The sequence below is a fragment of the Marinobacter sp. THAF197a genome, from assembly GCF_009363275.1.
GTDB lineage: Bacteria > Pseudomonadota > Gammaproteobacteria > Pseudomonadales > Oleiphilaceae > Marinobacter.
The window spans coordinates 1236941-1250021 of the sequence record NZ_CP045324.1; the positions used below are offsets into that span (position 1 = coordinate 1236941).

Sequence of the window (13081 nt, forward strand, 5' to 3'; positions counted from 1 at the left end):
CGCTGGCGGGAGCTGGGTAGTGTAGGGGCCATAACAACGGGAGCGATCGCTACCCGATCCTACAATCGATGAGGAGTTTACCCATGGCTGCATCACCGGGCATGACCAAATACCCGCACCTGCTTGAACCGCTGGACCTTGGCTTTACCACCCTGCGTAACCGCACACTGATGGGCTCCATGCATACCGGCCTGGAGGAAGTGAAAAACGGGTTCGAGCGTCTGGCTGCGTTTTACGCCGAGCGCGCTCTGGGTGGCGTTGGCCTGATCGTAACCGGTGGCATCGGACCGAACACCGAAGGTGCGGTATTCCAGCACGCAGCCAAGATGAACACAGAGGAAGAATCTGACAAGCACAAGGTGATTACCCAGGCGGTGCATGAGGCCGACGGCAAAATCTGTATGCAGATCCTGCATGCGGGCCGTTACGCGTATTCCCCTGAGCTGGTAGCGCCTTCAGCTATCCAGGCGCCGATCAATCCGTTCAAGCCCAAAGAGCTGGATGAAGCCGGCATCCAGAAGCAGATCGACGACTACGTGAACTGTGCTGCCCTGGCACAGCGCGCCGGATACGACGGCGTGGAGATCATGGGTTCCGAGGGTTATTTCATTAACCAGTTCATCGTCAAACACACCAACCACCGCACCGATCAGTGGGGTGGCAGTTATGAGAACCGCATTCGCCTGCCCATTGAAGTCGTTCGCCGGGTTCGTGAGCGCGTGGGCGAGAACTTTATCATCATTTATCGCCTGTCCATGCTCGACCTGATCGAAGATGGCAGCACCTGGGAAGAGGTGGTGCACCTGGCCAAGGAAATCGAGAAGGCGGGCGCCACCATTATCAACACCGGTATCGGCTGGCACGAAGCCCGTGTGCCGACCATCGCCACCTCTGTGCCCCGTGGCGCCTTTACCAAGGTAACTGCACGCCTTAAAGGTGAAGTAAGCATTCCGTTGGTAACCACCAACCGGATCAACATGCCCGACGTCGCCGAGAAAGTTCTGGCGGAAGGCGATGCGGATATGGTGTCCATGGCCCGCCCGTTCCTGGCGGATGCTGACCTGGTACTCAAGGCCGCGGAAGATCGTGCTGAGGAGATCAATACCTGTATCGGCTGTAACCAGGCCTGTCTTGACCACACATTCAGTGGCAAGCTGACCTCCTGCCTGGTCAATCCCCGCGCCTGCCACGAAACCGAACTGGCGTACGTGAAGACGGCTACGCCGAAGTCGGTTGCGGTGGTTGGTGCTGGCCCCGCAGGCCTGGCGTTTGCCTCGGTTGCCGCCGAGCGTGGGCATAAAGTCACTGTCTTTGACGCCGGCAGCGAGGTGGGCGGCCAATTCAATGTGGCCAAACGCATTCCGGGCAAGGAAGAGTTTTACGAAACCCTGCGCTACTTCCGGGTGATGCTCGACAAACATGGCGTTGATATTCGGCTCAATACCCGCGTTACCGCAGAGGACCTCAAAGCCGGTGGCTTTGATGAGGTGGTCCTGGCCACTGGCGTGGAGCCACGCACACCGGAGATCGAAGGCATTGATCACCCGAAGGTGATTGGCTACCTGGATGCGCTGTTGGAGCGCAAGCCGGTTGGTCAGAAGGTAGCTGTCATCGGTGCGGGTGGTATCGGCTTCGATGTGTCTGAATTCATCGTCCACAAGGGGGAATCGCCTTCGTTGAACACCGAGCACTTCATGAAGGAGTGGGGCGTGGATCTGACGGTTGAACATCGTGGCGGTATTCAGGGTGTTCAGCCTCAGGTGCCTGAGCCTGCGCGGGAGGTCTACCTGCTGCAGCGCAAGGCCTCGAAAGTTGGCAAGAACCTGGGCAAGACCACCGGCTGGATTCATCGTACCTCTCTCAAGCACCGCAACGTGCAGATGGTGCCCGGCGTCAGCTATCGCAAGATTGATGACGAAGGCCTGCACATCACCATCACACCGAAAGGTGCCGAGCAGGGCGAGGATAAAGTGTTGCCGGTGGATACCATCATCGTGTGTGCTGGTCAGGAGCCGCTGCGTGAGCTTCAGGCAGGCCTGGAAGCAGCCGGATTGCCGGTGCACCTGATTGGTGGTGCGGATGTGGCCGCCGAGCTGGACGCAAAGCGGGCCATTGATCAGGGTAGCCGCCTGGCAGCGGAGATCTGATCACAAAACGTTGCAGTTTTTCTCTGTGTTTCGGTTAAGGTCTGGCTAGACTATGGAGGTGAAGAGCGGGAGGGGGATGGAACTCTCTTCCCGCATCGGGCGTCCATAACAAGAGTTTTCCGAAGCATGGAGAAAGTGAATGGTTAATGCCGGGCAGGCAGCCGAGGGTTACGCGGCGGTTTTCTTTATGGAGGGCAGTCAGGTTGCCCGGCAGATGCGGTTGTCTGAATTCGGCGCGTTTCTGGATGGCTATGTTGGCCTGTCTGATCTTGCCGAGACAGATGTTCGGGCGGTGCTGGTAAACCTTTCACCGGAGTTGACGGTTCGGTCGCTGGTTTTCTTCCGTATCTGGTTTGATGACGAGGGGCGGGCCGACAGTCACTGGAACGTGCCTATCGAGGCGTTGGCAGAGAAAGGCGCCAAGGGGCCGGATATGGGCGGCGGTGCTATCCGGCTGGTTTGCCGGAGCCAGTGCCCTGATCCGGCATTTGCCCAGGAGCTCTGGGACCCGGACATGACGCCGGGCAGTAACCACTTCCAGTTGATCCGCAAAGCGGTTGAAGCCAACGCTTTGCGTTTCCAGAAAGTGGAACCGGAAGAAGAGAATATTCCGGTTCTGACCACGGCGAGTGTGGAGCAGCCAGTCGAGGATAACCGCGACCGGGCCCGCGTTGCCCAGATCCTCCGTGAACAGCGGCTCAGGATCAAAACCCTCCAAAGTGTGCACCGGGATTCCCTGGCAGACCTCCAGCGTGAGCATCGCCTCGAAATGCAGGCTTTGCGCAGCGAAATGTCAGATCTGGAGCAGCGATACGAACGCACCCGGATCAGCAATGAACAGCTCAAACAGCGCCTGGCTCGGCGCAACGAACAATATCTCTCCATGCAGGAAAAAATGGCGGAGGGCGATGCCCGCCAGCGTAAGGACGCAAATGCTGACGCCGAGACCGTTCTGCTGCATGAACAGCTGGAGCGCAAGCAAAGGGAGCTGGAGCTTCGGGATGACAAAATTGTTGCCCTTGAGCAGGAAAACCACGAGCTTCGCCACCAGGTACCACCCGAGGATTCGCTGCTGGAACAATTGCAGAGCCAATCCGTATTCCTGGTTGCCTATCATCCCGGCGTGGGCCATATCACACTGCCTTACGACGATATCGATACCTATTTTGGCAATCCGGTGGCCTATGCCGCCGAGCGTTGCGGTATGAACGAGCCGGCCTACAAAGACTGGCTGGCACACTACGAGCACCCGGTTTGTCGCCACGTGGATAGTGACGGAAATGCCTGCGGTGAGCCGATAATGCGTGTGACCCAGCCGGCGGAATTCCAGCCAGGGGTAGATGATCATTGCGAGCAGCACCGGTCCTGACGCGGATCTTTTTTCAGTATCTGCCTGAGATTCGTTAAACTGTGGCTCTGTTCGTTACAGAACAGGAGGGGCCATGCCTTTCCTGTCTCATTCAGACACCACGGGATACTTCATGGATCAGTTCAGGAATATCGGCATTGTCGGGCGCATGGGCAGCGTCAAGGTGGTTGAGTCTCTGCGGCAGCTCAAGCAGTACCTGACGGCCAACAACTACCACGTCATCATCGAGGAAGACACCTCCACCATGATTCCGGGCCATGGCCTGCAGGTCGCCAGCAAAAAACTGCTGGGCGAAATCTGCGACCTAGTTATCGTCGTGGGCGGGGACGGTAGTTTGCTGGGTGCCGCCCGTGAACTGGCCAAATCCAAGATCCCGATTCTGGGGGTCAACCGCGGCCGCCTGGGCTTCCTGACGGATATTTCTCCATCTGACCTCGAAGAGCGCCTGGCCCGGGTACTTGAGGGTGAATATATCGAGGAATCGCGGTTCCTGTTGGATGGCCATGTGGAACGCAATGGCCAGCCCCTGGGCTACGGTTCTGCCCTGAACGATGTGGTGCTGCACCCCGGTAAGTCTACCCGGATGATCGGTTTTGACCTGTACATTGATGGCCACTTTGTTTACAGCCAGCGTTCCGATGGCTTGATTGTTGCCACGCCCACCGGCTCAACCGCCTATTCCCTGTCAGCAGGTGGTCCCATCATGCACCCGAAACTGGATGCTGTGGTGCTGGTGCCCATGTTCCCGCATACCCTGAGCAGTCGCCCGATCGTGGTCGACGGCAAGAGTGAAATCAAACTGGTGATTGGTGAAACCAACGAAACCTACCCGCAAGTCAGCTTTGATGGCCAGATGAACATTGCCTGTGCGCCCGGGGATATCATCCGAATTACCAAAAAGCCGTTCAAGATCCGTCTGATCCACCCGACCGATCACAATTTCTATGCCACCTGCCGTGACAAGCTGGGTTGGGCAAGCGAAATAGCAGCGAGTTGATTATGGCGGGACAGACTTCAACCGCGAGCCGCGGTTACGACATTATTGGTGACATTCACGGTTGCGCCCACACCCTGGAGCGGTTGCTCCAGCAAATGGGGTATCGTAAACAGAACGGCATTTACCAGCATCCCCGGCGCCAGGCCATTTTTATTGGCGACATCATCGATCGGGGCCCAAGAATCCGTGAGGCCCTGCATCTGGTTCGGGACATGGTGGAGCACGGTGCCGCCCGCATCGTTATGGGCAACCATGAATACAATGCCCTTGGCTACTGCACCCGGGCTCGGCCGGGCAGTGGCAAGCAATTCCTGCGCGAGCACAACCCTCGCCATGACCGCCTGATCAAGGAAACCCTCGAGCAGTTCGATGCGTATCCCCACGAGTGGAACGATTTTCTGGAGTGGTTTTACACCATTCCGCTGTTTATCGAAGAGGAGCACTTCCGGGTGGTGCATGCCTGCTGGGATCAGGATCTGATCGACAAGTTCCGGCAGAATCAGGGCGGTGCCTGTATTGATGAAGACTTTCTTCATGCCTCGGCCGCCATTGAATCTTTCGCCGGCCAGGTGATGGACACCTTGTTGCGTGGCACTGACTTGCGCCTGCCGCCCGGGGTCAAGATTACCGGGCGGGATGGCTATGTTCGGGAATTCTTCCGCACCAAGTTCTGGGCCGACAACCCACAAACATACGCCGATGTGGTGTTCCAGCCAGACCCATTACCACCGGAAGTGGCGTCCATGACCTTGCGGGAGGATGAGCGCAAACAGCTGATTACTTACCCGCTGGATGCGCCGCCGGTCTTCGTCGGGCATTACTGGATGGATAGTGAGCCGGCGCCCTTGAAGTCGAATGTGGCCTGTATCGATTACAGCGCCGTAAAGTACGGCAAGCTGGTGGCCTATCGGCTGGATGATGAAAAGGCACTTTCCCGCGACAAGTTTGTCTGGGTAGAGGTGGATCGTCCCGAGCAGCCAGATTATCCCACCAGTGAAGACAGCGTGGCGCGCTAAGTATCAGCGAGGTTAGTTTGGACCAACATACATCATCTCCGATTACCCCCAGCGGGCGCTGGCAGCCGGCTCCCCGGCATGCACCGTTTGTTGTGAGCATGATCGGCATCGCCGTTGCCATGGTGTGGCTGACTTCCATGGGGCAAAACCCTCTGGCCGCGGCCATGATGATCGTCGATCCGAGGCACTATTCCTGGGACGTGTTCAGTTCCCTGGGCGGGAGGCTGGATGCGCTTTCTGCGACAGTGGCAAGCGGGCAGTTGTGGCGCCTGATTTCACCGGATTTCCTGCATTTCAGCTGGACCCACATCATTTTCAATTCGGTCATGCTCTGGTTTCTGGGCAGCCAGATTGAATGGATTGATGGTCGCGCCCGCCTGGTGGCGCTGTTCCTGGTTACCAGTCTGGCCGCCAATCTGTTGCAGTATCTGGTGTCTGGCCCCCTGTTCGGAGGCTTGTCGGGTGTCGTTTATGGCATCCTTGGTTACTGTTGGCTGAGCCAGCAACGCCGGCCCAGGTTCCAGTTTCCACCGGCGTTGGTCACCTTTGCCCTGGTGTGGATGGTGATCGGCTTTACGCCTATCCCGGAAATGATTGGTCTGGGCCGGATGGCTAACGAGGCTCACCTGGGAGGCTTTGTGGGCGGTCTGGCGGTGGCAGCGGTGATGCCCGCCCGGGGGCGGTTTCGGTGAAGGCATAAAAAAAGCCCCACCAAATGGTGGGGCATTAAAAGAGCTTTTAGCTCCTGATGAGAGAGACCAAATGATACGACCGTCGTCATTTGGTGATGTAATGATAATTGTTATCATTTCCATCTGTCAAACGGATTTGCCGATTTTTTTATGAATGATTTTTCAGGAGGTGGGTAATGACCTACGACGAACTCATTGAGCGGCTGGATCCGACTGTATACCGGAACCTCAAGCAATCTATCGAGCTTGGTAAATGGCCTGATGGAAGGGCAATGACCCGCGAGCAGCGGGAAATCAGCCTGGAAGCGGTTATCTATTACGAGAACAAACACAATGTGCCCGAAGAGCAGCGGGTGGGCTATCTGGACCGGGGCGAGAAAGCCGGTACCGCCTGTGATCCGTCCGTGCAGTTTCGTAAAGATCGCCAGAACGGCAAAGATGTGGATCCAGACCAGTTCGTCGAGGTCAAGGTTTGAGCGAGTCAATTGATGTAACCGGCCGCCTTCGGAAGATGCCGGCAAAAGCCGGTGACCCGGTGACCTACACCCTCAAGGTGGGCGACACTCCGATAGCCCTGAATGAGTTGATCGGCCGTCAAGTGCGCTTTGATTATGACGGCGTGATCCGGTGCATTCATTGTGATCGCACCACCAAAAAGAGTTTCAATCAGGGTTACTGTTACCCGTGTTTCCGCAAGCTGGCAGCCTGCGACAGTTGCATCATGAGCCCGGAGAAGTGTCACTTTCATCTGGGCACCTGCCGTGAACCTGAGTGGGGAGAGCAGAACTGCATGGTGGAACATGTGGTTTACCTGGCCAATTCCAGCGGCCTGAAAGTCGGCATTACCCGTGCGTCACAGGTGCCAACCCGTTGGATAGACCAGGGCGCTGTGGATGCCATACCGATGCTGCGTGTTGCCAGCCGCTATCTTGCGGGCCTGGCTGAAGTCGCCTGTAAGGCCCACGTGGCGGATCGGACCAATTGGCGCGCAATGCTCAAAGGCGATGTGCCGGAGCTGGACCTGGTGCAGGAGCGCCAGAGGCTGCTGGCAGTGATAGAGCCTGATCTGGCAGAGCTGCGGCGAACCCATGGCGAAGACAGTCTGCGAGTTGTGGATGAGGCCTCACTGGGGCTCGGTTATCCGGTTCAGATGTGGCCGTCTAAAGTGAAAACCCATAATCTGGACAAGTCACCGGATGTGGAAGGGCGGCTGGAAGGCATCAAGGGCCAGTACCTGATGCTCGATACCGGTGTGATCAATATTCGAAAATTTACCGGCTACGAAGTCCGGTTCCGGGTTCTTGACTGAGCGCGGAAGTCTACTGTCTGGAGAGTGTGAATGCGTACCAACCAGCCACAAACCATCTACCTGAGCGAGTACCAGGCGCCGGCGTATCTGGTGGACCATGTAAGCCTGAGGTTTGAATTGTTCGAGGACGGCGCGCGGGTGCACAGTACCTTGTCCATGCGCCAGAACCCCGCGGCCGGGCAGAGTGGTGGGCCCCTGGTGCTCGACGGCGACAGTCTGACCCTGGAGTCTCTGTCCCTGAACGGTCAGCCGCTGGCCAGTGGCGAGTATCAGAACGAGGGTGACAAGCTGGTGATTCCAGTGGTGCCGGATTCGTTTGAGCTGGCGGTCGTCACCTGGATAGAGCCGCAGAACAATACCCGCCTGGAGGGCCTGTACAAGTCATCGGGCATGTTCTGCACCCAGTGCGAGGCCGAAGGTTTCCGCTGTATCACCTATTATCCGGACCGGCCGGATGTGATGGCGCGCTTCCAGACCCGCGTTGAAGCCGATAAGTCTGCCTACCCGGTGTTGCTTTCCAATGGAAACCCCATTGAGCAGGGCGACCTAGAGAACGGCCGTCACTTTGTGACCTGGGAAGATCCGTTCCCCAAACCGGCCTACCTGTTTGCGCTGGTGGCGGGTGACCTTGTCGAGAAACGGGATACGTTTACCACCGTTTCTGGTCGCGATATCGATTTGCGCATCTACGTTGAGGCGCGCAATGCCCGCAAGTGCGATTACGCTATGGATGCGCTCAAGCGTTCGATGCGCTGGGATGAAGAGGTGTATGGCCGTGAGTACGATCTTGATATCTTCATGATCGTAGCAGTGGATGATTTCAATATGGGGGCCATGGAAAACAAGGGCCTGAACATCTTCAATTCATCCTGCGTGCTGGCCAGCCAGGACACGGCTACGGATGCCGCTTTCCAGCGTATCGAAGCCATTGTTGCCCATGAGTATTTCCATAACTGGTCCGGTAACCGGGTTACTTGCCGGGACTGGTTCCAGCTGAGTCTGAAAGAAGGCTTTACGGTATTCCGGGATTCCCAGTTCTCGGCGGATATGGGCTCGCCCACCGTCAAGCGCATTGAAGACGTTACCCTGCTGCGCACCGCTCAATTCGCCGAAGATGCCGGCCCCATGGCCCATCCGGTCCGGCCGGCCTCGTATATGGAAATTTCCAACTTCTACACCCTTACCATTTATGAGAAAGGGGCGGAAGTTGTGCGGATGATTCACAACCTGCTCGGCGATGACATGTTCCGCAAGGGCAGTGACCTGTACTTTGAGCGCCACGACGGCCAGGCCGTCACTACCGATGACTTTGTTAAAGCCATGGAAGACGCGTCGGGTCGCGACCTGGGCCAGTTCCGCCTGTGGTACGAACAGGCGGGCACGCCGGTGTTGGCGGTATCGGATCATTACGATGAGGTGCAGGGTGTGTACCGCCTGGATATTCGGCAGTCGGTTCCGGATACACCCGGGCAGACCGGGAAGCTACCGCAGCACATCCCGTTTGGGTTGGGCTTGCTGGATTCCGAGGGTCAGCCTCTGCCCCTGAATTTGGACGCAGATGAGCAGAGTGGCCCGGTTGAGCGGGTACTTGAGCTGACTGAATCGGAACACCGCTTTGAGTTTCATGGTCTCAGGGAGCGGCCAGTGCCGTCGCTATTGAGGGATTTCTCTGCGCCGGTTCGTGTTCATTACCCCTGGACCCGCGAACAGCTGTTGTTCCTGATGAGTCACGACCCGGACGGCTTTAACCGTTGGGATGCTGGCCAGAAACTGGCGGTCGATGTCATTCAGTCATTGGTTGACGCGCCCCAGGGCACGGAAATTGAACCACGGCTGGTGGAAGCCTATCGCCTGTTGTTGAACGATACCGAGTTGGACCAGGCGCTTGTGGCCAAGATGCTGCTGTTGCCTTCGGAAGCCTATCTGATAGAGCTTTCCGAGCAGGCCGATGTGCCGGCCATTCATGACGCCCGGGAGCAGGTTCTGACGCATCTGGCCCAGGCGCTCCGCGATGACCTGCTGGCCTGTTATCAGCGCAACGCTGGTCAGGGCGATTATCAGCTGACGCCGAGTGCCATTGCTCGTCGCAGTCTGCGCAACACGGCGCTTGCGTGGTTGCTTCACATTGATGATGAGCAGGGCCGGGCATTGGCCGTTGAGCAGATTGAACAGGCGGATAATATGACGGACCGCCTCGGCGCCCTGCGCGCCTTGGTGAACTCCGGTTTTGAATCGGAGCGGAACCAGGCCCTGGCGGCTTTCTTCGAGCGTTTCCAGAATGACCCGCAGGTGGTTGAGCTGTGGTTTTCGGTACAGGCCTCCAGTGACCGGGCCGGGCAGTTGCCACAGATTCAGGCGTTGCTGGACCACCCAGCCTTTGACTGGAAGAACCCCAACAAGGTGCGCTCTGTGGTCGGGGTGTTTGCTGGCCAGAATCTGGCCGCTTTCCATAAGCCGGATGGCAGTGGTTACCGGTTCCTGGCGGACCAGGTGTGTCGACTGGACGACAGCAACCCGCAAATCGCAGCCCGGTTGGTGTCTCCGCTCACCCGCTGGAAGAAGTTTTCACCGCAATATAGCAGTCAGATGAAGGCCGCCCTTGAGCGGATTCGTGACAAAACCGAACTTTCACGAGACGTGTACGAGGTGGTTCACAAGAGCCTGGCGGACTGACGCCGGCTCGATATCTGGCTGTGATTGTAAAGCCGTCGTCACAGCCAGATACAAAATCGCACTTTCGGTCGATAGACAATGTTGCTCAATCGGCTAATCTGATGGAAAGTCTGCGATTACGTCAGACCATAACAATAAAGCCCTGTAGAGGCTCCCAGACGGATTTAAGGTTGCACAATGAGATACAACAAGAACGCATTTTTTGGCGGGCTGCTTGCGCTTTCGTTTGCAGCTGCACCGGTTCACGCCGGTGTGTCTGCCGCTGAGGCAAACCGCCTCGGTCAGGACCTGACGCCCTTCGGGTCCATCAAGGCTGGCAATGAAGCTGGTACCATTCCTGCTTGGACTGGCGGGTTGACAGAGCCCCCGGCCGGTTACGAGGGCAGCGGGCAGCACCACATCAATCCGTTTCCGGATGACCAGGTGCTGTTCACGATCACCGCCTCCAACATGGAGCAGTACGACGAGTACCTGACCGATGGCGTCAGGGCCATGCTCCGTACCTACCCAACCACATTCCGTATTCCCGTGTACCAGTCGCGCCGCACCCATGCCGTGCCCGACTGGGTTGCCGAGAATACCCGCAAGAACGCAGTCAACGCGGAAATTGTCGGGCAGGCCGAGGGCTTGAGCGGTGCGTTTGGCGGTTACCCGTTCCCGATCCTGCACGGTACCGATGAAGAAAAAGCCTGGCAGGTGGTCTGGAACCATCTGACCCGGTGGCGCGGGATTTCCGTGACCCGTCGTTCCAGTGAGGTTGCCGTTCAGACCAACGGTGATTATGGTCTGGTAACCTCGCAGCAGGAAGCCTTCTTTAACTTCTACAACCCGGAAGGCGGCGAAGCCGATCTCGATAACATTATCTTCTACTACCTCTCGTTCACCCAGTCGCCGCCCCGCCTGGCCGGCGGTGCCATTCTGATTCACGAGACACTCAACCAGATCATCAACCCGCGCAACGGTTGGGGTTACAATGCTGGCCAGCGGCGGGTTCGCCGTGCGCCGAACCTCGGGTACGATTCTCCGATCGCGGCGGCCGATAACCTGCGCACCGCAGATGACACCGATATCTTTAACGGTGCCATGGATCGCTACAACTGGAACTACGAGGGTATGAGGGAAATATACATCCCTTATAACAACTACCGGATTGGCGAAAGAGGCACACCGTATTCCGAGATTCTGGGTATTTCCCACCTGAATCCTGATCTGACCCGCTGGGAGCTGCACCGCGTGCACGTGGTAGAGGCTACCCTCAAGCAGGGCGAGCGGCACATTTACGGCAAGCGTCGTTTCTATGTGGATGCGGACAGCTGGAATACCGTGCTGCTGGACCAGTACGACGGTCGTGGAGAGCTGTGGCGCGTGACCATGGGCATCCCCAAGAACTATTATGAGCTGCCCGGCGTGTGGACAGTGCTGGACGTATACCACGACCTTCAGGCTCGCCGTTACCACGTGCTGGGTCTGGATACGGAAGAATCCGGTACTCGGGTGTTTACCGACGATGTACCGAATAAACGTTATTTCTCACCGGCCTCGCTGCGCCGGCGGAGTGTGCGCTAAGGACTCGGCGCACAGTCTGATCCCGGAGTGGCAGTAGTGGTACCAGAGATACCGGCGGCCTTATGGCTGCCGGTTTGTTTGTGCTTCTGCGAGGCTCAGGGATAACGCAACAAGATACAATCAACGTAAAGGCAATTTGAATGGCTAATAGGTTCATATGCGAGACACTGGGGTCTGCCTGTCTGGGGTTCTCCATGGTACTGGCAGCCCCCGCGGCATTTGCGGTGCCAGATATTCTTGAAACTCCTGCCCGCCCGACACTGCTGGCGCCGGAATCGTTGCTGAATGACGCAACGCGTGCCGGCGAGCGGATTGTTGCTGTTGGGGAGCGTGGGCACGTGATCTTCTCGGATGATGAGGGGCGTACCTGGGTGCAGGGCGCCGTGCCGGTTTCCCTGACACTCAATGCTGTGGACTTTGGCACCGAGCAGCACGGCTGGGCGGTTGGCCATAGTGGGGTGGTACTGCACTCCTCGGATGGTGGCGAGAACTGGACCTTGCAGCTGGACGGCAATCAGGCTTCAACTCTGGCCATTGAAAGCAAGCAGTCTCAAATAGCCGAGCTGGAAGAGCAGATCGAACAGGCTGAAGACGATGAGAAAGCGGACCTGGAGTGGGCGCTTGACGACCTGTTCTTTACCCTTGAGAACATGCAGGCAGACCAGGATGTCGGGCCGGTAAACCCGTTCCTGGATGTCTGGTTTGAAGATGACAGCCACGGGTTTGTGGTAGGTGCCTACGGCATGATCCTGAGAACCCAGGACGGCGGCGAAAACTGGGAAGACTGGGCGCCGAACCTGGATAATCCTCAGAACTTTCACCTTAACAGCATCACCCAGGTTACCGGTGGCGCTTTGGTAGCGGTTGGTGAAGCCGGGCAGATCCATGTGTCCGTGGACGGTGGCGATACCTGGGAACGCCGCGAAAGCCCCTATGAGGGGTCGTTGTTTGGGGTTATGGGTACCGGCCAGGTTAACGAAGTCTTGACGTTTGGTCTGCGGGGCAACACCTTCCGCTCGACCGATCTTGGCCGTAGCTGGACAGTGGTTCCCAACGAGGGCGGTGCAACCATCAATAACGGTGCAGTTGCGGACGACGGCAGGATTACCCTGGTGGGTAATGGCGGCGCCGTGCTGATGAGTACGAATGGCGGCGAAAGCTTCCGCGTGTACTTCCGTAATGATCGGGAAGGTGTGATGGCCGTTGTTCCCCTGCAAGGAACCGATCTTCTTCTGGTTGGCGAGGGCGGTGTCAAATTCACCGACGCTCGTGGCCGGAATCCGAATTAACGCCCTGGTGTGGCATCAACAGA

The 13081-nt window shown here is 57.6% G+C and carries 10 protein-coding genes; all 10 read left to right on the forward strand.

The genetic code is table 11. The features are described 5' to 3' along the window. The first annotated feature begins 83 nt into the window (after positions 1 to 83). The gene (locus tag FIV08_RS05725) at positions 84 to 2147 is read left to right on the forward strand and encodes an NADPH-dependent 2,4-dienoyl-CoA reductase (protein WP_216646173.1); all 2064 of its coding nucleotides are present in this window, start codon (positions 84 to 86) and stop codon (positions 2145 to 2147) included. A 139-nt stretch (positions 2148 to 2286) separates the two neighbouring features. Further along, positions 2287 to 3516 (forward strand): DNA repair protein, encoded by a 1230-nt coding sequence (locus FIV08_RS05730; RefSeq protein WP_152437657.1) that lies wholly within the window; start codon positions 2287 to 2289, stop codon positions 3514 to 3516. Between the two features lie 112 nt (positions 3517 to 3628). Beyond that, positions 3629 to 4513: an NAD(+) kinase gene (locus FIV08_RS05735; RefSeq protein WP_058093152.1), complete on the forward strand. Its 885-nt coding sequence runs from the start codon at positions 3629 to 3631 to the stop codon at positions 4511 to 4513. A 2-nt stretch (positions 4514 to 4515) separates the two neighbouring features. Continuing rightward, positions 4516 to 5529 (forward strand): metallophosphoesterase, encoded by a 1014-nt coding sequence (locus FIV08_RS05740; protein WP_152437658.1) that lies wholly within the window; start codon positions 4516 to 4518, stop codon positions 5527 to 5529. Positions 5530 to 5531: 2 nt separating this feature from the next. After that, a complete protein-coding gene (locus tag FIV08_RS05745; protein ID WP_197492793.1) occupies positions 5532 to 6221 on the forward strand; it encodes a rhomboid family intramembrane serine protease in 690 nt (229 codons plus the stop codon). Positions 6222 to 6397: 176 nt separating this feature from the next. Continuing rightward, a complete protein-coding gene (locus FIV08_RS05750) occupies positions 6398 to 6697 on the forward strand; it encodes a YeaC family protein (protein ID WP_072677728.1) in 300 nt (99 codons plus the stop codon). Further along, complete coding sequence (locus tag FIV08_RS05755) at positions 6694 to 7530, forward strand: DUF2797 domain-containing protein (protein ID WP_152437659.1); 837 nt, start codon at positions 6694 to 6696, stop codon at positions 7528 to 7530. The genes FIV08_RS05750 and FIV08_RS05755 overlap by 4 nt, the downstream gene beginning before the upstream one ends. A 30-nt stretch (positions 7531 to 7560) precedes the next feature. Beyond that, entirely contained in the window at positions 7561 to 10203 is a 2643-nt protein-coding gene (gene pepN, locus FIV08_RS05760; RefSeq protein ID WP_152437660.1) for an aminopeptidase N, read from the forward strand. A gap of 177 nt (positions 10204 to 10380) precedes the next feature. Continuing rightward, positions 10381 to 11769: a DUF1329 domain-containing protein gene (locus FIV08_RS05765; RefSeq protein ID WP_152437661.1), complete on the forward strand. Its 1389-nt coding sequence runs from the start codon at positions 10381 to 10383 to the stop codon at positions 11767 to 11769. Positions 11770 to 11909: 140 nt separating this feature from the next. After that, positions 11910 to 13058: a WD40/YVTN/BNR-like repeat-containing protein gene (locus tag FIV08_RS05770; protein ID WP_228715501.1), complete on the forward strand. Its 1149-nt coding sequence runs from the start codon at positions 11910 to 11912 to the stop codon at positions 13056 to 13058. Positions 13059 to 13081 lie beyond the last annotated feature (23 nt).